General features: G+C 44.0%; 17 protein-coding genes. 9 read left to right on the forward strand and 8 right to left on the reverse strand.

Translation table 11 applies throughout. The features are described 5' to 3' along the window. Positions 1-405: 405 nt before the first annotated feature. Entirely contained in the window at positions 406-1,815 is a 1,410-nt protein-coding gene (rlmD, locus tag MIC7113_RS24170) for a 23S rRNA (uracil(1939)-C(5))-methyltransferase RlmD (RefSeq protein WP_015184823.1), read from the reverse strand. A gap of 73 nt (positions 1,816-1,888) precedes the next feature. On the opposite strand from rlmD, the gene MIC7113_RS24175 reads away from it, so the two are divergent. Both MIC7113_RS24175 and MIC7113_RS24180 read left to right on the forward strand, forming a co-directional pair. Continuing rightward, entirely contained in the window at positions 1,889-2,374 is a 486-nt protein-coding gene (locus MIC7113_RS24175; protein ID WP_015184824.1) for an allophycocyanin subunit alpha-B, read from the forward strand. A gap of 504 nt (positions 2,375-2,878) precedes the next feature. Then, positions 2,879-3,328 carry a hypothetical protein gene (locus MIC7113_RS24180; RefSeq protein ID WP_015184825.1) on the forward strand — a complete coding sequence of 150 codons (450 nt, stop codon included), beginning with the start codon at positions 2,879-2,881 and terminating at the stop codon, positions 3,326-3,328. A gap of 55 nt (positions 3,329-3,383) precedes the next feature. On the opposite strand, the gene MIC7113_RS24185 is transcribed toward MIC7113_RS24180, so the two are convergent. Beyond that, positions 3,384-4,184 carry a hypothetical protein gene (locus MIC7113_RS24185; RefSeq protein WP_015184826.1) on the reverse strand — a complete coding sequence of 267 codons (801 nt, stop codon included), beginning with the start codon at positions 4,182-4,184 and terminating at the stop codon, positions 3,384-3,386. Positions 4,185-4,410: 226 nt separating this feature from the next. On the opposite strand from MIC7113_RS24185, the gene MIC7113_RS24190 reads away from it, so the two are divergent. The 3 genes from MIC7113_RS24190 to MIC7113_RS24200 all read left to right on the forward strand — a co-directional run bounded on the left by MIC7113_RS24190 (position 4,411) and on the right by MIC7113_RS24200 (position 9,834). Continuing rightward, a complete protein-coding gene (locus tag MIC7113_RS24190) occupies positions 4,411-4,815 on the forward strand; it encodes a tetratricopeptide repeat protein (RefSeq protein WP_015184827.1) in 405 nt (134 codons plus the stop codon). 196 nt (positions 4,816-5,011) lie between these two features. Then, complete coding sequence (locus MIC7113_RS24195) at positions 5,012-8,698, forward strand: class I SAM-dependent methyltransferase (protein ID WP_015184828.1); 3,687 nt, start codon at positions 5,012-5,014, stop codon at positions 8,696-8,698. Positions 8,699-8,703: 5 nt separating this feature from the next. After that, positions 8,704-9,834: a hypothetical protein gene (locus MIC7113_RS24200; RefSeq protein WP_015184829.1), complete on the forward strand. Its 1,131-nt coding sequence runs from the start codon at positions 8,704-8,706 to the stop codon at positions 9,832-9,834. Positions 9,835-9,921: 87 nt separating this feature from the next. Here the strand turns inward: MIC7113_RS24200 and MIC7113_RS24205 are convergent, their stop codons facing one another. The 3 genes from MIC7113_RS24205 to MIC7113_RS24215 all read right to left on the reverse strand — a co-directional run bounded on the left by MIC7113_RS24205 (position 9,922) and on the right by MIC7113_RS24215 (position 14,340). After that, the gene (locus MIC7113_RS24205) at positions 9,922-12,150 is read right to left on the reverse strand and encodes an O-linked N-acetylglucosamine transferase, SPINDLY family protein (protein ID WP_015184830.1); all 2,229 of its coding nucleotides are present in this window, start codon (positions 12,148-12,150) and stop codon (positions 9,922-9,924) included. 143 nt (positions 12,151-12,293) lie between these two features. After that, positions 12,294-12,881, reverse strand: coding sequence for a type IV pilin-like G/H family protein (locus tag MIC7113_RS24210; RefSeq protein WP_015184831.1), 588 nt, complete (start codon positions 12,879-12,881; stop codon positions 12,294-12,296). A gap of 130 nt (positions 12,882-13,011) precedes the next feature. Continuing rightward, a complete protein-coding gene (locus MIC7113_RS24215) occupies positions 13,012-14,340 on the reverse strand; it encodes a class I SAM-dependent methyltransferase (RefSeq protein WP_015184832.1) in 1,329 nt (442 codons plus the stop codon). A 132-nt stretch (positions 14,341-14,472) separates the two neighbouring features. Between MIC7113_RS24215 and trxB the strand changes: the two genes are divergently transcribed. Further along, entirely contained in the window at positions 14,473-15,873 is a 1,401-nt protein-coding gene (gene trxB / locus MIC7113_RS24220) for a thioredoxin-disulfide reductase (RefSeq protein WP_015184833.1), read from the forward strand. A gap of 126 nt (positions 15,874-15,999) precedes the next feature. Here the strand turns inward: trxB and MIC7113_RS24225 are convergent, their stop codons facing one another. Next, positions 16,000-16,830: a hypothetical protein gene (locus MIC7113_RS24225; protein WP_015184834.1), complete on the reverse strand. Its 831-nt coding sequence runs from the start codon at positions 16,828-16,830 to the stop codon at positions 16,000-16,002. A gap of 126 nt (positions 16,831-16,956) precedes the next feature. On the opposite strand from MIC7113_RS24225, the gene MIC7113_RS33795 reads away from it, so the two are divergent. The 3 genes from MIC7113_RS33795 (at position 16,957) to MIC7113_RS24240 (ending at position 20,052) form a co-directional block, all read left to right on the forward strand. After that, entirely contained in the window at positions 16,957-18,120 is a 1,164-nt protein-coding gene (locus tag MIC7113_RS33795) for a tetratricopeptide repeat-containing glycosyltransferase family 2 protein (protein WP_015184835.1), read from the forward strand. A 21-nt stretch (positions 18,121-18,141) separates the two neighbouring features. Next, positions 18,142-19,020: an ABC transporter permease gene (locus MIC7113_RS24235; protein WP_015184836.1), complete on the forward strand. Its 879-nt coding sequence runs from the start codon at positions 18,142-18,144 to the stop codon at positions 19,018-19,020. 129 nt (positions 19,021-19,149) lie between these two features. Then, positions 19,150-20,052: an ROK family protein gene (locus tag MIC7113_RS24240; protein ID WP_015184837.1), complete on the forward strand. Its 903-nt coding sequence runs from the start codon at positions 19,150-19,152 to the stop codon at positions 20,050-20,052. A gap of 130 nt (positions 20,053-20,182) precedes the next feature. On the opposite strand, the gene MIC7113_RS38765 is transcribed toward MIC7113_RS24240, so the two are convergent. Both MIC7113_RS38765 and MIC7113_RS38285 read right to left on the reverse strand, forming a co-directional pair. Further along, on the reverse strand, positions 20,183-20,311 hold the full coding sequence (locus MIC7113_RS38765; protein ID WP_256374772.1) for a hypothetical protein: 129 nt from the start codon (positions 20,309-20,311) through the stop codon (positions 20,183-20,185). After that, positions 20,308-20,460, reverse strand: a complete 153-nt coding sequence (locus MIC7113_RS38285; RefSeq protein ID WP_226883522.1) for an FGGY family carbohydrate kinase — start codon at positions 20,458-20,460, stop codon at positions 20,308-20,310. The genes MIC7113_RS38765 and MIC7113_RS38285 overlap by 4 nt, the downstream gene beginning before the upstream one ends. Between the last annotated feature and the right edge of the window lie 176 nt (positions 20,461-20,636).

Below are 20,636 nucleotides of genomic sequence, written 5' to 3' on the forward strand. Positions count from 1 at the left end.
CTCAGCTTTCCTAAACCAGACGCTCCAGCTCAGGCATCACTAAGTTGTCTGGGCTATTGAGCATCACCTCCAAAAACCTTGAGAATCTACACAAACTAGCGTGGAGATTGGGTGATTGTTTGGAGCTGCTCTACAACCTTTTCCGTGGATTGGCTACAGCGACTGTTTGCTTTCCAACGGATAGTAATGAAGTGCGCTAACTTCTTGCCTCTAGAGGAGTAGATGTTCTCTCGTTTATTAGCGAGGAACCTTTACTTTCCATTGTATCGAAACACTTTCTTAAACACCAGCGCTATGCCTCAAATCAGTCTAGAGACTGGGTTGAAGGTTGAACGTTCCCAACTTTGGTCGGGGTCTTTTTCCCCTGTGCTAACTTTCAACTCTTCTTCCCGATCTCTTCCTGGCTCAGCGCACTAAAAAGGCAGCACACTCAACATGAGGCGTTTGGGGAAAGAAGTCAGCCGGCTGGACATGGGTTAGTTGGTAGCCGCCAGTATGACACAGGAGTTTCAGATCCCGTGCCAAGGTAGCAGGCTTACAGCTAACGTACACAATTTGTTTTGGAGCCGTTACCAGCAGAGCTTCGATGACAACCCGATCACATCCCTTACGCGGTGGATCGAGTAATACGACATCTGGGTTGATTTCGAGTTGAGGCAGCAGGGTTTCTACTGCTCCAGTCTTAAACGTCACATTACTGATCCCGTTGAGTTGGGCATTGAGTTGTGCTTGCTCCACGGAGGCTGGGTGTACTTCTAAACCCATCGCCTGCCGAACGCGCTGTGCTAGGGGTAGGGTGAACGTACCGATGCCACAGTAGGCATCGACTAGGATTTCATCCCCTTTGAGGGCTAGCTGTTCCACAATCGCAGCTAGCAGCGCCTCAGCCACTTCGGTATTGACTTGGAAAAACGTTTCCGGTTTCAGTTGTAGCTGAAGACCCGCAAATTCTTCCTGTAAATAAGGTTGACCTGCAATACAACGAGTTTCATGCCCAAAAATTACATTCGTGCGGTTTGGGTTTCGATTCACGCAGATGCCCATCAGTTTGGGATAGCGAGTCAGCCACTGTTGGGCTTGGGCATCAAGGTTCTGTAATCTCCAGTCCGTTGTTACCAATGTCAACAACATTTCCCCTGTCCGCCGTCCAATCCGCAGTGACAGGTGACGCAACCGTCCCTGATGGCGCTCTTCGTTATAAACCGACCACCCCAACTGCTCGATGTCTTGCTTAATTTCTGCTAACAGGGGGTTCAATCGCGCATCTTGTACAGGGCATTGATTGAGATTAATCAACTGGTGGCTGCCTTGGTGGTAATAACCGGCCTGAACTTGACCCGTTGCTGACCGTTTCAAGGGATAGGTTGCCTTATTGCGATAGGCAAGAGACGTTTCAGTGGTTAAGATTGGGGCGACATGGGGTGAGGTGAATCCACCAATGTGTTCTAGAGCTTGGATGACTAAGTTTTGTTTCGTTTCTTGCTGGTAGTGGTAATCAATATGTTGCCACTGACAGCCGCCGCACTTATCCGCCACGATGCAGTTCGGTCGGATGCGGTGGGGAGACGGCTCCAACAGTTGGTGAAGCTTACCATTGGCATAGTTGGATTTGACGCGCACGAGGCGAACTAAAACGCGATCGCCCGTTACGGTATCGGGCACAAAAATGACCCGACCTTCAAGGCGTCCAACGCCTTCGCCCGTATCATTTAGGTCTGTAATCGTCACCTCCACGAGCTGACCTTGTTGCCAAAAGTCTGGGGTGGGATCGCGACTTTTTTGATTGGTATTACCAGTTAGCGGGGTTGTAGACACAGTCTTCTCCTCCCTTTATTTGTGTCGCCTTGAGTCGTTAAACTACAAATGTTACCTAAGTTAACCCGATAAGATGAGCGTAGTTAGCCAAGTTATTCTCAGAGCAGACGACGAACTCCGATATCCGAGCTCCGGCGAACTCAAGAGTATCAATGAGTTTTTGAAAACGGGCGAACAGCGGACGCGGATTGCTTCCACGCTAGCTGAAAATGAAAAAAAGATCGTGCAAGAGGCCAGTAAGCAGCTTTGGCAGAAACGTCCCGACTTCATCTCTCCCGGCGGAAATGCCTATGGAGAGAAGCAACGGGCGCTATGCTTACGCGACTATGGCTGGTATTTACGACTGATTACCTATGGGGTGTTGTCTGGTGACAAAGAACCGATTGAAAAAATCGGTCTGATTGGGGTGCGGGAAATGTACAACTCCCTCGGCGTCCCCGTCGCTGGGATGGCTGAATCAATCCGTTGCTTAAAAAATGCTTCTGTGAGCTTGCTGAGCCAGGAAGATGCCTTAGCAGCGGCTCCTTACTTTGATTTCATCATTCAAGCCATGTCCTAATTTTTGGGCAAGGCCAGCCTTGTTGTTAGTCAATAGTAACCCGTTCAAAGCCCGGTTGAAAGTTGGCAGGTTGAAAGGTTGGCAGGTTGGAAAGTGTTACTTCCCTTGTTGTTACGGTCAGTTGATACGTTCTAACCTTCTAACCTTTAACGTTCTAATCTTCAACCGGCTAGCCTGCCCTACTTCTAACCTTGAGCAACAGCTATGTCGAACAGAAAACACCTGTGGCGAACTAACCCTTGAGCCATGACTCCATACAAAACACCGACAGCTTCTACAGGAGAATCTGTCGGCTCATTGTGTGTTCCCTATTGATGACTCGCGTCGAGTTCAGTCGTTCTTTAGTATGCAAAAGCCTGTAATGTGTATAGGGCGATCTGGATCAGCCGACCTTTGTGAATCTGATCACTCTCAAAAGCTCCCAAACAAGCATATTCACGGTTTTCGACTCTGCTTTTCGGAAACGATTACACTCGTCATAGCTCACTTTGATCCCTGTCGCTCGTGAAGAAATTGCCTTGGACTTCACTGCTGCTTCTGCTGTGTACCTATAGCATCTTTGGTTGGTTGCTCACAGCCTCGGATAGCTCTGAGTTAATTTGGCTGATGGGAGCAACGTATACTTTGCTAATTACTTCTGCCATGACAGCTCCTTGGGAGCTGCTTAAAGGATTTTATGGCAATTTCCTGCAATCTGATAGCAGAGCGTTTGTATCTGTGATTGTTGGAGCTTTTGTAGCTGTTGTCATCATGCATTGGATCGAGGTTTTTTTCCGAATTCTGGTTCTGATCTCCGCTAGTGCGTTGGCTCGGTTAGATCTTCAGACGGAAAGTTACAGCAAATGGGAAGCCTTTGGGATTCTCCTTGTTGTTTCCCTAACGGGTTTTGGTTTAGGTATATTGGCGAAGCTGTGGGATTGGCCGATTGACACCAAGAATTTACTGCCTCGGTGAAGAGGCTACGGCTTCCGAAGAAAATGGCCTGTAGCCTTATTAGAGGTATTGAAGCTCAATCGTCCTGTGGTGGTCGAATCTTTACTTCTCCTTGGGGTGTTACAATCACTTGACCCCCTAATGCTTCAATGCGAGATATAACAATTTGGCGAGTACGCTCATCCGTTACATTACTGAATATCATTGCCCAAGCTCCCACTTGAGCCGACTTACTTAAGGGGTTACGGGCTAGGAACTGAGCCGTTTGGCGTGAAAAGGCGGCGATTTTCTGACTTTCTGGATCGGGATAAAGGCTTGCCCACTCGGCTGCTTTCTCAAAGGATTGTCTTGCTGCCTGAGGATTGCCTAAAAACAACAACTCATCAATTCCCTTAAGACGCCAAACGTAATAGGACTTGGGGGGAGACTTAGGAGACATGGACTTTAACCCCTTCTCCATCAACGCGACTGACAACTCTGGCTTGGCGGCGTACAAAGAAATACTGGTAGAAAGAGGGATGTAAGCACCTAAAAACCGGGAGTCGCGAGCAATAATGATTTTGAAGTACTCTGGAGAGAGAGCATAACCTGTCTGTAAGCGAGCATTATCATCCCCGAAGTATTGTAGGAAATTCAGGAAGACCCAATCTGCCAGCAGATTATCAAAGCCAAATGCCGGAGTTCGCTCAAGGAGATTGAGGCGCAACTTTTCTAAGTTGACTTCTTGCTGGAGGGCTTCAGGTGTTGTGTTTTGGGTTCTACTCTTGAGGTCATTCAGTTGAGGCACCTGTAGCATCCCAACGACTACAACACACACTACAGCAATAATAGATGTGGTGACCACTTGATTTAGGCGGTGACGAGATGGGGAAAGCATAAACACATCAGTCAACTACTGAGCGATTATAGTTTTCAGCAGGCATGACTCAGCTAGCACTGTTGAAGCTTTAAGTCACACTGATTACCTATAGCACCGAATTTGCCTGATCGCTAAATGCCATGAACTGGGTAAGTTAAAGATAGCTCTTTCACCGAACCCCAAGGTGTATGAACAAGCCAAAAAGCTCAATGATCCATAACCTGACATAACTTTAGATTAGGGCATGACTCAAAATACATCATCTCAGAAACCTTTGATGCGGTTTCTCATTATTCTTTCCGGCTTAGCCTTTGCTGGTACCTCAATATTTGGTATGGCTGAGCTATTCATGAAGGGCTTCCAAGAACCACCCAAAAATGCTCAGACAGCTACCCCATCGCCCAACTCTCAACTGAAAGAGATAGAAAAGGGATATGAACGGGTTTTACAGCGGGAACCAGAGAATCAGTTCGCTTTGCAAAAGTTAGTGGAGATTCGCCTGCAAATGAACGATCTTCAGGGAGCAATACCACTCATGGAGAAGCTGGTTAAGCTCAATCCAGATAATGCTCAATACAAAGCACTACTAGAGGGAATCAAGCAGCGCGTTGGTACAGAGGGTACAACGGAGAAAAAGGGCGGGCGTTAATCGAGCTTCACCACAGTATTTCCTAAAATTTAAGAATAAAAGCACAAAATCAACTGAGATAAGCTATTCAGCCTTAAATCGCTTATTCTAATTTGCTGTCAAAATTCAGACGTAAGACATTAGAGTTTTACTCATATCCCGTTTAGATGCCTAACAGTTTCAGAGAAAATCTACTTAACTCAATTTTCTAGTTACTATGTCTAACTCTAAACTTGATCAAATAATTCCTCCAGAAATTAAAAATGATGAATTTTATACTCTTATTAAAAGAATCTCTGAGGAAGAGGATATAAAAACTGTTCTAGAGATAGGTTCATCTTCAGGGGAAGGAAGCACTGAAGCTTTGGTAGCGGGCTTACGAAACAACCCAAATCAGCCCATATTATTTTGTATGGAAGTTTCAAAAACTAGATTCACTGAGTTACAAAAACGTTATCAGACCGATTCTTTTGTTAAGTGTTACAATATCTCATCTATTTCTATAGAACAATTTCCTGATAAAAATGAAATCATTGAATTTTATAATACAATTCCGACTAATTTAAATCATTATCCTCTAGCACAAATTCTAGGTTGGTTGAACCAGGATATTGAGTATGTCAAAAAGAATAACGTCTCTGAAAATGGCATTAAAAAAATCAAAGAAGAGAATAATATAGAATATTTCGACTTGGTGTTGATAGATGGCTCTGAATTTACGGGCAAAGTTGAATTTGCGGAAGTATACGGAGCTAAAATTATCGCTTTAGATGATATTAATAGCTTTAAAAACTATCAAACTTGGAAAAAACTTTGTACTGATTCAAATTATGCTCTCATTGCTCAAAACTTTCATGTACGTAATGGCTACGCCGTTTTCCAAAGGCAGACAAATCCACACCTTAATTATCAATCTGTTAAATCGGCTGTTGAAATCATAGAAGGTTTCATGGTTCCGGGGCAGGAAGAGTATCTCTTTAATAAGATAAAATCTCTTCCTACTGATGCCGTAATTGTAGAAATTGGCTCCTATAAAGGTCGTTCTACAGTAGCAATGGCTTATGCCTGTGTAGGAACTCAGCGAAAAATCTTTTGCATCGATACCTGGGACGGGAATGACTCCGATTTTTTAGCTCGAAACTTTTTCGATATTTGGCAAGAGAATATTCAAAAAAATAATCTTGAGCAATATGTAGAGCCGTTGCAGGGTCAGTCTCATGACATTTTAAGTCGATGGAGTGAACTGACGAATGAAAAAAAAATTGATTTTATTTTTATAGATGGTTCTCATGAGTATTTAGATGTATTACGCGATTTTGAACTGTCATATCCTCTTGTGAAAGAGGGAGGATGGATAGCTTTTCACGATGTCGTCCAGACATGGCCTGGGCCGGAAAGAGTATGGTACAACACAGCTCAATTTTACCTGACCAACCATGAGTATTCATCAACTCTTGCTTGTGGTCGCAAGGTTTCTAGTCTGTACACGAGTGCACAATCATTACCTATTCACTTTTTTACCATAGTTCTTAATGGTGAACCCTTTATTCGCTACCATATTGAAGTTTTTAAGCAACTGTCCTTCAAATGGCATTGGCATATTATTGAGGGTGTAGCCGACTTGAAGCATGACACAGCTTGGAGCCTTCAACTCGGTGGACAAATTACTAATCAATTCCATCGTAATGGACGCAGCAATGATGGCACTTCAGAATACTTAGACGAATTATCGCGGCTATATCCTGACAATGTTACTGTTTACCGCAAGCCAGACGGAGTTTTTTGGAACGGAAAACAGGAAATGGTGAATGCTCCATTGACCGAAATTCAGGAGGAATGTTTACTATGGCAGGTAGATGTAGATGAACTATGGACTGTTGAACAACTATGTGTTGGACGACAGATGTTCATCAATAACCCTGAAAAAACAGCAGCTTTCTACTGGTGCTGGTATTTTGTCGGAGGAAATTTAATTATCAGCACTCGTTACTGTTATGGAGAAAATCCGAACCAGGAGTGGTTACGAACTTGGAGGTATAAACCTGGGGCTGTTTGGCTAGCTCATGAACCGCCCAGATTAGCGGAATCTTTGCCGAATGGTGAATGGAGAGACGTAGCATCGATTTCACCTTTCTTGCATTCAGAGACAGAACAGCTTGGTTTGGTATTTCAACACTTTGGTTATACGACCCCAGAACAGTTGCGTTTTAAAGAGCAATACTATGGTTATAAAAACGCCATTTCATCTTGGGAAGCTTTACAGGTACAGACAAAGTTTCCGGTTTTATTGCGTGAATATTTTCCGTGGGTTGGTGATGACACGATGGTTGATGCGGCCCAATCAATTGGGGTTGTACCAATCGCAAAAAGGGAAGAATTCAACGCAGGTTGGCGGTTTTTGACCCCTAAGGAAGTCCAGGTAGAAGCGGCTAAAGTACTTCAGAAACCATCACCGAAAATTATTATTGATGGTGTATTTTTCCAGCTTTATCAAACTGGAATTGCTCGTGTCTGGAGATCATTACTGGAAGAGTGGGTAGAAGATGGATTTGCTCAACATCTTATTGTCCTTGACCGAGCTGGCATGGTACCCAAAATTTCTGGGATTCGCTATCGAGCTGTACCACTCTATGACTACAACAATACCGACGCTGACCGTGAAATGTTGCAGCAAGTTTGTGATGCAGAGGGGGCAGATTTATTTATTTCAACTTACTACACTACACCCCTATCTACGCCTTCGGTATTCATGGCGTATGATCTGATTCCAGAGTTCCTAGGATGGGATCTTAACAATCCTATGTGGATAGAAAAACATTATGGAATTCGACAGGCGTGTGCCTATATTGCTATCTCTCGCAATACAGCAGTTGATCTGGAAAAGTTTTTTCCTAATATTCCTCTAGAGTCGATAACAATTGCACACCCTGGCGTTAAAGCTCCTTTTTCGCAAGCTAGTATTCAAGAAATTAATAATTTCAGAAATAAGTATGGAATTACTAAGCCATACTTTATCCTAGTAGGTGCTGGTGGCGGTTATAAAAACACCATTTTATTTCTAAAAGCTTTTGCCCAACTTTTTAGTAAACAGGGATTTGAGATTGTTTGTACAGGCAGTGGCTTAGTATTAGAACCTAAGTATAGAGACTATACCTCGGGTAGCGTTGTCCATATGCTGCAACTTACTGATGAAGAATTGAGAGTTGCTTATTCGGGGGCTGTTGCTTTAGTGTACCCCTCACAATATGAAGGGTTTGGGCTGCCTTTACTGGAGGCTATGGCTTGTGGTTGTCCAGTGATTACTTGCCCCAATGCTTCTATTTCGGAAGTAGCCGGGGAAGCTGCTCTGTATGTAAATGATAATGATGTTAATGGACTTGCAAATGCCCTTTGCGATATCCAAAAGCCTGAGATTCGTAACTCATTAATAGCCAATGGCTTAGAGCAAGCAAGAAAATTCTCATGGTCAAATATGGCAACAAGAGTTAGATCAGCTCTAATTGATGCTACCCTTTTGCGTTTAAATCTAAAGGATATAAATTTAATTATTTTCCCAGATTGGTCTAAACCCGAAGAGTCCTTGAATTCGGATTTAGAACGAGTACTCGCTGCGATCGCAACTCATGCTGACAGAAGCCGTACTACCCTGCTAATCGACACCAGCAGCATTTCTGAGGAAGATGCTAATCTGTTTTTGTCTGGCGTGGCAATGAATCTTTTCATGCAAGAAGACTTAGATATTACTGAGGAATTTGTAATTTCCCTGGTCGGAAAGTTGGGGCAAATTCAATGGCAAGCTCTCTTGCCTCGCCTTAAGGCTCGAATTGTCTTAGAGTGCGAAAGCCAGGAGGCGATCGGGGAGGCAGGAGCAGAAACTGTTCCAATTTCTAAACTTATACCGTGAAGGTTATGCAGAATCCAGTTACGAAAGTCTTATTTTCCGTTGGGATAGGAAAGCTGAAAGCTCCCTTTACATACCTCTCCAGTCCTCGGTTCAAACAGTATGCCGAGTACCACGGTTTTGAATATTGTGAAATTACTGAATATACTGCTGTCACCCATCGAGATCCAAAGTGGATAAAAATTCACTATATTCTACAGCTTTTAGATGAGCTAAACTCGGGTGACTTAATCTCTTTTTTGGATGCTGATATTGCTGTTGTGCGTGGTGATATAGAGTTGACGACTAACAAGAGCATAGCTTTTGCCGTTGACTCTGGCGGCACGGTCAATACTGGTGTCTTGGTAGTTCGAGTAACTCAATTTAGTAAGCAATTCTTTGAAGCAGTTTGGAATAGAACGGATTGTGAAGAACACATCTGGCAAGATAACCTTGCGGCTATTAAAGTGCTACATGAATTAGGGCAAGACGAATTAGATCAGTATATTGAAATCCTGCCCAACTGTCTAAATACTACCCTGGTAAAAGGAGAATATTTGCCCTATGACCAATACTTAATAAATCCCTGTCTAGAACCAATTCGTTTTAGACATTTTGCAGGAGGGCAGCCTTGGTTTGAGGAGTACTTCTCACAACCAATTGTTTTTGATTGTGTTAGTGAGTCTCATCTGGGAACCCCCCAGACTTTAGTTATGGATGCCTTAGATGAGACAACACTACAGCCCTTAAATCTTAAGGCAAACAATTATATTATTTTCCCCAATTGGCAAGCTCCGGAAAAGGCTGTATACTCCGAGTTGGCTGAAGTAATCAAACACTTTGCTACTCATCCTCCAGACATTAAAACGGCTCTGTGGATAGATACTAGTGGTATTTCAGACGAGGATGCGGGCCTGATTTTATCAGACGTAGTAATGAAGCTGCTGGTGGAGTCAGATTTAGAGGTGAGTGAAGAACTTGAAATTTCGTTAATTGGCAAGCTCGAAGCCATTCAGTGGCAAGCCCTCCTGCGGCGGATACCGGTGAGAATTGTCTTGAAACATGAAAATCAACAAGCGCTTGCACAGCTAAGAGGACAATTGGCTTCTTTCTATCCCATACTTTGGACAGGTACAGATGACAGCCTCGCCTATTCCTAATACCATTTTCCCCAGTATGTGCAACAGATCTCATTGTTCTCCCCCCTTTTTTAGGGAGGGTTAGGGAGGATGGAATGTGTAGCATACTCACGGGAAATTGCTAAAACTTGCATTTAGATATCTTTGCCACATTTGCTCGTAGGCATCTTCCAAGTCACGAGTGAACTGTTTGGCATTCCATAAGGGTGAGGTTTGCCTTGACTTTCTCAGTTTCCAGACAATTTGTTGGCGTAGCAATTCATCTTTACCCAAGCGAATCCCCCACTCCACATATTCTTCATCCGTCCAAGCAATGCCTTCGGTAATGCCTGCATTCATCATCATGGTATAGCTGTTTCGAGCGGCAAATTGCTCTCCCACTCGCGTCACCAAGGGAACACCCATCCACAGTGTTTCTAGAGTTGTTGTCGCGCCATTGTAGGGGTAAGTATCGAGTACCACATCCGCAATGCCCAAATTAGCACGGTGAGTCGCTTCGGAAAACACTCCTGGGAGAAATCGTAGGCGATCGCTTTCTACCCCTTCCGCTTCGGCTAATTCCTTAAAGAAAGCTTCAATAGCTTCTTCATCCGCACCACCTTTGATCAGAAAGTAACTATTGGGCACTTCTTTGAGAATCTGCATTTGCAGCCGTGCTGTATCAGGATGACGTTTAAATCCGCGTTGAGAACTAAAATAAATCACCGCATCACTGGGAATATCGAGTTGATCACGGCGTAGAGTGGGTACATTAACCTCAAAACCATCTACGGCAATATAGGTGTGTGGTAAACGCCAAATTTTTTCGGTGTAATACTCTTGAGCCGATTCCGGCAATATATAAGGATCGCCAAGAAAGTAATCAATCGCCGGAATGCCAGAGGCATCCCAACCCAACCAGCTAACTTGAACGGGTGCGGGTTTTCGTGCCACCACTAGACAGCTAGTATCCAATGTGATGCTATCGAGATCAATAAGAATATCGATTTCATCTTGATAAATCTGCTCGGCAATTTCTCGATAACTGTTGGATTTGAAGACGTTAGGAATCTGGTTAACATACCACAGGTGTAAGGGATCGTTCGGGGGGTCACAAATCACGAAGTAGCCATAAAGATCGAAACGTTCGCGATTATGGTGTTGAAATACCCATCGTGCTAACCAACCCACTGAATGCGATCGGAAACAATAGGATAAGTATCCAATCTTGAGCGGTTTGGTTAAATTCCCCAACTGGCGGCGCTTTTCATGTCGCTCCTTGTATCGCCCAACAGTCTGTTGATCTTCCAATTGAACAGCCGTTTGGCACAACTGAGCGATTCGGTTACGAATTTCACAATAGGCTTGGGGTTGATCCTCCAGATAGGGAACAAAGCTATTGGCATTAAACAGCCGTGAAATCTGGAGATGGGTTGGTTGTGTTGCAGGTTCCTCAACCAGTGACTTTAGAAGTAATTGTTGTTGCTCATTAATTGGGTAGGCTTGTTGCCAATAAGTTCCGCCAGCCGTGAGTAAGGCTTTTAGCTGTAAGTAATTGGCAAAAATAATATCCGGGACTTCGTGGGAAAGGGAATGGCACAACTTAGCCGTCTCGATACCCTGTGGGTATTCACCTGCCAGAGTATAAAGTGCAGCTAAATGGTACAAAATCTCTCGGTTTTGAGGGTCGAGGCGTAACGCTAGTTCGGCAAGACTAACCCCCATGGGGGTGCATTTTTTAATATAGGCAGTCTCAATTGCAGCTTTCTGTAAGATGTTAATTAACGCCGAAGCCTGCTCTATAGTTTGAGCATAAGCCACACAAGCCTCTGCTAACTCTAATGAGGGGGGGTGCAATGGCGCATACTGCAAAATTTTTTTTAAGGTTGACATTAATTGGTCTAAGTCTACGGCATCTCGTTGCTCACCAATGCTGTCAATGATGCCTAATTCTGTTAACTCATCACCCGTATAAGTCTGCTGCTCAATGGCTAGTTCAATTAACCGTAAATTGTTATTAATATCATTCGGACAAATTTCCGCCAGTTGTTGACGGATGGATAAAGCAATCGCTGGCTCATCCAGAGATTCTCGCCTGGTCGCTTCTTGGATTAAGATCGCCCTGAGTTCCTCTGTCCACAGCTCAACCTGAGCGGGTTCACCCTCCACCATCCCCATCAGCCAAGTGGTTTGAGCTTCTGCAACTTGCCCCTGCAACAATAGCACCAATCCCAAATACCAATAGGGAGTTTTCAGCTCAGGTTCAGTGCTAATTGCCTGTTCGTAGAGCATCGCTGCCTGATTGTAATTTCCCTGGAGCAGGCATTGATAAGCGTTAGATACAGATTGAACATTCATCACAAAAGCCCCCAAAAAACTAAGTGAGTAGTTTGAATTTCAGACTACTCACTTCTTAAAAAACAGCTTAAATTAGTATCAGCAGGCAAGACTGAGGGTTAGGCTCCCCATAGTCTGACCTGTGCCTGATAAATTTCTATAGCCTAGTTCCTCTTACCGGATAGGTTTCTAAAGTCAGCCGGACACTTCATAATCGTGGTGCTGCCTGAAGTCTCAAATTCCGGTGTTTGCAGTGCAGCAACCTGGCCTTCATTTCCGACTTTGGTACTCTCACAAGCTGCCGCAATCGTCAGTGCCTCACTGGTTTGATTGTTCCCTTGAACGGTACCATTGAGTCCTAAATAGCTTTTCAGCGTTTTACCGGGTGATTGGTCTGCTACATTGGTGTTTGCGTTGGCAATGTTATTTGCTACCTGACTAGTATCGTTTGTCAAAATCGTATACAAGTAGTTGCCGCCGCCGCCAACAGCCACACCTAAAAGTGTAGTATCCGTAGAAAACGTACCAAATTCCAGGTAAGTCGCCTGTTGTGCCCGGTTCAAAGCACCAATATTGTTTCTAGCTTCAGATTGCTTGGCTTTATTCACCTGACCCAGTAGGGATGGTAGAGCGATCGCCGCCAGAATCCCAATAATAATAATCACAACCAGCAGTTCAATCAGCGTGAACCCTTCTTGTGACTTCTTCTTGTTCAGGTGTTGCAGGAACTTGGCTTGAAATTCCAGCTTCATATTCGTTCTCCTATCCTAATGGCCTGTTCTGTAAATGCTTGGTTTATAACGCCTGGATGTAACTTACCCACTTCTTCTCTTTTTCCTATCACTCCCTGCAAAAATTTTTATTGAGAGCCGCATAATCCGCTTAGGATAAATGTTCCAGCAGGATATACCCGGATTCTTCTAACCCAGCCAGCGCCTGTTTCACAATGTCAAACGCTTCTTCTGGAGTGGTTGATTCTCCGGTGACGGGATGGACCGGGCGTAATTTTTGCCAACGTTCCACCAGAGAAGGAAATAACTGCGCCGACTCCCACAAGGGCAACAGACAAGCGGCAATACTACTATCGATCAGGCTCGACTGTCCAGTGACGGGTAGATACTTGCTGATTTCAAACGGTTGTAACTGGGTAATACATCTCACCAGTTCAGTTTTGGTGTTGGGGGTTCTCAACTGGGGATGCAAGTGAACTTGGGCGTTTTCCCAATCGACGGTTGTCCATTCGGCAATCGGTACAAAAGGCTGAGCTTGGTCGGGATGTCCGCACCAGAAGTCTAATAATCGATGGATGGGATGTAAAAGTTCAAATAAACGTAGCTGCTCTTCTATAGAAGCCTCTGACAATATCATGGCGAGAGATACAGGTAAATTATCTGGCTCTCTAAACAAATCCATTAATTTCCATTGTCGCCAGTTGACCATACTGATAAATTCTAAATCAGCATTTCTTAGTGCTGTAAATAATTCCGAAATGGTGTAACCTTTATCACCTTGGAACAAATAATTCATCAAAACCGCTTCTTTCTGGTTTTCTCCTTCATAATTGGAGTCCCAAGTTTTAACCTTGAGGTCAACACCGTTCTTCAGAGCTTTCATGAAATCCAAGGTAATTTCAATCTCCATATCCTCCGGATTATCCTCCATTAACCCGATCATTTTAAAAATTTCTTGAGCGCGGAAAAATCCGACTCGCTGTATTGAACTGTGGAGATTGCTGCGAATCATTCCCTGGGGTTTTAACACTGATTTCATGGCCTGCAAGGCGATGGCTGGTTCCGGAAATAGATAAAGTAATTCATCGCAATTAATATAGTCAAACTCTAATCCTAGCTGAGGTAAATCATAAATAGAAAGTACATGGAATTCTGCTGTTTCAACTCCATGATGTTTGAAGCGCTCTCGTGCTAACTCCAGGGAATTTTCTGAAAGATCAATTCCTACCACTTTTGCCCCCGGATTGGCTTGAGCTAAGATTAATGCTTTGTAACCGCTACCACATCCAGCATCTAAAATAAGTTTGTTTTCTGTATTAATAAATTTTTGATTTCTTAAATAATAAGGTGTGACTAAGTTATGAATATAAAGCCCGCTGATCTCCTCTTGAGGAGATCGGTCAATAGGAATCCTGGGATAAGGACCAAAGTTAAACTGTTGACGAATTTTTTCTTGTAATTCAGAAGCTTGTTCATCCATAACTCGCTTGTTCCTGATGATGAGGTGGGTTTACCACCAGCCTACACTAAGGGCAAACCGACTACCGAATCGGCTGAAAAGCCGCTATGCTATACTTTAATAAAGTGTAGTCGTTATGAGTTTATTTAATTGATGTCCAACCCAACCGTAGAAAATCTAGTGATCATCGGCTCTGGCCCTGCTGGATATACAGCAGCTATCTATGCCGCACGGGCGAATCTGAAGCCTGTGATGTTTGAAGGGTTTCAAGCTGGAGGGCTTCCTGGTGGGCAGTTAATGACCACGACGGAAGTAGAAAACTTTCCAGGCTTTCCGGAAGGCATTACCGGACCTCAACTAATGGATCGGATGAAAGCACAGGCAGAACGCTGGGGGACACAGTGCTATACCGAAGATGTCACCTTTGTAGATTTGAGCCAACGCCCGTTTATTGTCCGTTCCTCAGAACGCGAGGTTAGAACTCATAGCCTGGTAATTGCTACGGGGGCAACCGCGAAACGGTTGGGACTTCCCTGTGAAGGAGAGTTCTGGAGTCGTGGCATCTCTGCCTGTGCGATTTGTGATGGGGCTACCCCAATTTTTCACGCTGCGGAACTTGCGGTAGTCGGCGGTGGTGACTCAGCGGCTGAAGAAGCCGTTTATTTAACGAAGTATGGCTCTCACGTCCACCTACTGGTACGCCGGGATGAAATGCGGGCAAGTAAAACCATGCAAGATCGGGTTTTGAATAACCCTAAAATTACAGTGCATTGGAATACTGAGCCAGTGGATGTGTTTGGTGAGAATGGTCGGATGACAGGCGTGAAAGTCCGTGATCCGAGAACGGGTGAAGAACGGGACTTACGGGTTAAGGGTTTATTTTATGCGATCGGTCATAAACCCAATACCGCCTTATTTGAAGGGCAATTAGAACTCGATGATGTAGGTTATATTGTCACCAAACCGGGGTCAGTGGAGACAAGCGTAGAAGGGGTTTTTGCGGCTGGCGATGTCCAAGATCACGAGTTTCGTCAGGCAATCACGGCGGCGGGTACGGGTTGTATGGCGGCAATGCTCTCAGAACGTTGGCTTTCTGTCAATCACTTGATTACTGAGTACCATCAGCAGTTACAGTCGTCTGAAACTCCACCAGCAGCACAAGTAAGCGAAGAAGCGACCTCGGAAAAACCGGAAGAGGACTTTAATATTAACCAAACACGGCATGAAGGGGGTTATGCGCTGCGGAAGTTGTTCCACGAGAGCGATCGCCTGATTGTAGTAAAATATGTCTCACCAAGCTGCTCTCCTTGTCGTATGCTTAAGCCAATTCTCAACAAAGTAGTCGATGAGTTTGAGGGCAAAATTCACTTTGTCGAAATTGACATTACCCAAGATCCAGATATTGCCGAGAATGCTCAGGTGATGGGGACGCCAACTATTCAATTCTTCAAGGACAAGGAATTGTTAGAAAACAGTCAAGGCGTGAAACAAAAGAGCGAGTATCGCAGGCTGATTGAAAGGTATCTGCCAGCAAGTGCTTCCTTAGATAAGTAACATTCGCTAAGCTAAATGGGCAGGCTCCGCTAAATTACTGGATTTTACAAAAACAGGACTTACAGGAACGTAAGTTCTGTTTTTAAGAGAATAAAAATCTCTTTTTGTCTCGTCCTTGTTTCCTAGTTAGGCTTCGATAACAGTCTTTAAGTAATCTGTCTCAATACGTTGACTCATGAGATTAAATCCAGCTTCAGCAATGCTAGTTCTATCTTCATTTCGTGACAAAAAGTCTAAACATGTTGTTACTAAATCATCGTAATCTGCAAAGACGACCCCCGATGCAAACCCAGCTTCTTCTCTAGCATTTATCCCGCGTTCTGAAATAACAAACCGTTGATTTGCTAGTAAGTATGAGACTCGAACAATTTCAAAAACTTTGGCTTCATAAAAATGAATATTAAGTACTATCTTTGAACGACCAATGATTGAATCTCGTTCAGCTCCATAAACGCCAAATAAAGCATGAACTTTAACTCCATGAGCTTTTAGTTCCTGGAGTATGGACAAGCGACGCTCATTTACCGAGCCGTAAAATAGCACATCAATATCTTCTTCGGCTTTAGGAATTCGAGATAGCTGAGGAACATACCCAATAGGTACATGCTGGACGGACGTAATTCCTAAGCGAGCGAGCTGTTCTATATTGCTCTGGCTATAGTCCCATACTACATATTGCCGTAAAATATCTAATATATTAGGTTGAAACCATGGTGAATCTGGAGACACCTGTTCTAAGTTATAAATAATAGAATTTACAGGTATTTTTATATTACAAAAGGGTAACAAATTAGAACCTAAAATAATATGCTGGCGAGCAGGGATATTAATCTGAGATGTTAATAATGAATCATGCCCCATTTCTAATAAAGCGTAGTGGATAGTTTCTCCAATTTCCCGAAATGCTTCACTGTGTACATAATCAGGGAGGCTAACAATTAATACAGCAAATTTCATGGATAGCTCATTCACTTTGGATTAGAAGAAAGAATATAATTTATTTTATTTTAATAGCATAATGCCAAATATATTATTCTATTTTTCATTATTTATCAAAATTAATTTAAGGGCAATATCAAGAAAATGAATCATCCTGAACATTTATTAAAAAAGACAAACTTGTCCCTTTGTATGATTGTAAAGAATGAAAGAGAGAATTTGTCACGATGCTTAGCGAGTGCTCAATCTTATGTTAGTGAAATCGTTGTAGTTGATACCGGATCTGAAGATGAGACCCCAGAAATTGCTAAACAATTTGGAGCCAAACTTGAATACTTTGAATGGTGTAATGATTTTGCAGCGGCTCGTAATTATGCACTCTCTAAAGTAACAGGTGACTGGATTTTAGTCTTGGATGCAGATGAAGAACTGATCGTTACCTCTGAGGATTTTTTAATTCAACTCACCTCATCACCAGAAATCATTGCTTACTCTTTAAGTCTAACGGATGTTGATAGCCCACAAAGAATGACTCCGTTACAGACTCCGAGATTATTCCGGAATAAAGAAGAATTCAGATATGTTAGCGGTTATCATGAACAACTCACCTACCAAGGTCGAGCTATTAGTCATAATCTCATTGGGCAACTAGATGGCTTAGAAATTTTACATTATGGATATGGGGTTAATCAGATATATCAGAAGAATGTTAACCGTAATATTCCAATTTTAGAAAGCATTCGGCAGCAAGAAGGACTCAGCATTATGCTTTTGTACTGCCTTGCTGGCATGTATAGTGATACTCAGCAAATAGAAAAAGCTCAGGAATGCTATGCAGAAGCGTTTGATAAGTTACTTCCCGATTTGATGGATGGAACAGTGCCAAAACAATCTGGCTTTGTTCCTTCATTGATGTTTATCTTAGGAACACAATTCCTCCAAGAGGAAGACTATGAAACGGTAAGATTAATATGTCAGCGAGGACTTGAATGGTTTCCTAACCATCCACCATTAAACTACTTAACGGGTTCAGCTCTAAAAATACTAGGATTCCCCCTTGGCGCAAGTGTATATTTTAAAACTTGCCTGGAATTAAATCGAAATAATAACTACTACAAAGGGGAGCCATTTGAACAGAGATATATGACAACCTATCCAGCTTACGATCTAGGGCGCATATACATTGAGTTGGAACAACCACAAGAAGCATTAGCTGCCTTTGAATTGGTACTTTCCTTTGATGCTAACTTTATGGATGCTCAGCAAAAAGTAGATATGATTAAACAATATTTAGCTACTCAAGCTTAGCTTTCATCCACTCATTGAGCTATGACCCCGACTCGACTTCGATTGCCCCGCTTTTTGCAATCTTCTGAACGTCCCAGCCTCTCGATGCAATTGATGGGAGTGGGATTAATGATTACTCTGTTATTCGTATTAATCGCTATTTTCGCTCCCACCTTTCAGGCTTGGGGATGGCTGCAAAACCCGATAGAATCACTCACTAACCCCATCCATGAACCTCCAGGAGCAAAGCACTGGTTCGGTACAACTAACCAAGGTTATGATGTCTTCTCTCGCACATTGTTTGCTTCTCAAGCCGCCTTGCGAGTCGTATTGCTGGCGACAACCCTGAGTCTGATTATCGGTGTTCCCTTAGGTTTAGTCAGTGGTTATTTGGGTGGAAAATTAGACCGGGTGTTGTTGTTTTTCATGGACACCATCTACACCCTACCCGGACTGCTGCTGTCGGTAACACTAGCCTTTGTGGTAGGGCGGGGGATATTGAATGCCGCGATCGCACTTAGCATTTCCTACATTCCTCAGTATTATCGGGTCGTCCGCAACCATACCGCTAGTGTGAAAAACGAACTCTTCATCGAAGCCGCGCAAGCCATGGGCGCTTCTACAAACCGAGTGCTGTCTCGCTACTTGTTTCTCAACGTGATTCAGAGCGTACCTGTATTATTTACCCTCAATGCAGCGGATGCCATCTTGATTTTAGGTGGCTTGGGATTTTTAGGACTGGGACTGCCCGAACAGACGCCAGAATGGGGGCAAGATTTACGTCTAGCACTCAGTGCTCTCCCTACGGGAATTTGGTGGACAGCTCTTTTTCCCGGTTTAGCCATGACATTGATGGTGGTGGGATTGTCCCTTTTAGGAGAGGGATTGAGTGAATTTATCAACCCCCACGGGCGTCGTTAAATTTGAACCGATATTATCGGTTGGGAATTGAGGCAAAATACGGATTATTAGCCATGATCCGAAAGGCACACAGGCGCTCAAAAGGCGCTAAGATGCTTTATTCAGTAAGAAATTAGGGAATAGCAGAGCGTGGTTGAGTCCGAGGTCATTGGCATCGATTTAGGGGGAACTGCAATCAAGCTGGGACGATTTCACACAGATGGGACTTGTGTACAGTCTTTAAGTGTGGCAACACCGCAACCCGCAACACCAACGGCGGTTGTGGAGGCAATCACCCAAGCCATTACCCAACTTACTTCTAATCACTCAATTATTGCAGCGATCGGTGTGGGTACTCCTGGCCCCACGGATGCAGCCGGTCGCATTGCTAGAGTTGCCATTAACCTATCAGGTTGGAACGATGTCCCCCTAGCTGAGATGTTAGAAGCCAAGACGGGTTGCCCTACCGTGATCGCTAATGATGCCAACTGTGCCGGGTTGGGAGAAGCTTGGTTAGGCGCGGGGCGTCGGTTTCGCCATCTGATTTTGTTGACGTTAGGCACAGGGGTTGGCGGTGCAATTATTCTGGATGGTAAACTCTTTACCGGTCATCAGGGGGCTGCCGGGGAGTTGGGGTTAATTACGTTGAATCCAGATGGCCCAATGTGTAATAGCGGAAATCGAGGTTCTTTGGAGCAATATGTCTCGGTTCAGGCCATTCGACGCCGTACTGGAAAGGAACCCGCTGAACTTGGTGCTATGGCGAAAGAGGGCGATAAGTCCGCTTTGGAATTTTGGCAAAGCTATGGACGCAATTTAGGAATTGGGTTAGCTAGCCTCATCTATATCCTGACTCCGGAAGCGATTGTGATTGGCGGTGGAGTCAGTGCGAGTGCGGAGTTTTTCTTTCCTGCGGCTTTAGCTGAAATTGAGCAACGAGTATTGCCGAGTTCCCGTGCTGGGTTAAAGTTACTGGTGGCTGAGTTGGGCAATCAGGCTGGAATGGTGGGGGCGGCAAAATTGGCTTGGCAAATGGTGGAAATTGGCGGTTAGGGTTAGCCGTTTTCTGTTGACTCGGAACTCTGATTTTTGAGCTGCGGATACAGGTTTTGATACCGCTTCCAAGCCTCCAATAGTGCTAGTTCATCCGGGTTAGGAGTTGCCGCCAGCGTTGGCGTTGATGTTAAATTAACTGTACTAATCCAGGCTCTACCAATCCATTGCCCAGCGCGGCTGCTGCCGTATCCGCCGCACCTGCAATCACGGGTAGACTAACGGGTAAGCCAAGATGTTCTGAAGCCCTCGCTGTCAAGTAACCAGCGATATTGAATTACTCTCAGCCCATCCAGGATGCGGTACTTTGACGCCATAAGAACTCGATGCCTCACTCATCACAGTTCCATCTATATCCAGAAGCAAAGCTTTAGCAGATCCAGTACCTAAATCAATGCCTAGTAGCATCTTTTTTTGTGCCGTTTCGAGGAAGTTACTGAGGATTTTCTCTATGATTCCTCAACCATAAATTGAATCCTTACAGGAGTAAAAGACGGCTATTTATACAATCGGGATTAGAAGTTAGGCATTTTCACAAAATCTTCACAATATAGCCGTCTAATTTTCCCACGGATAAAGCTGAA

The sequence above is a fragment of the Allocoleopsis franciscana PCC 7113 genome, assembly GCF_000317515.1.
GTDB lineage: Bacteria > Cyanobacteriota > Cyanobacteriia > Cyanobacteriales > Coleofasciculaceae > Allocoleopsis > Allocoleopsis franciscana.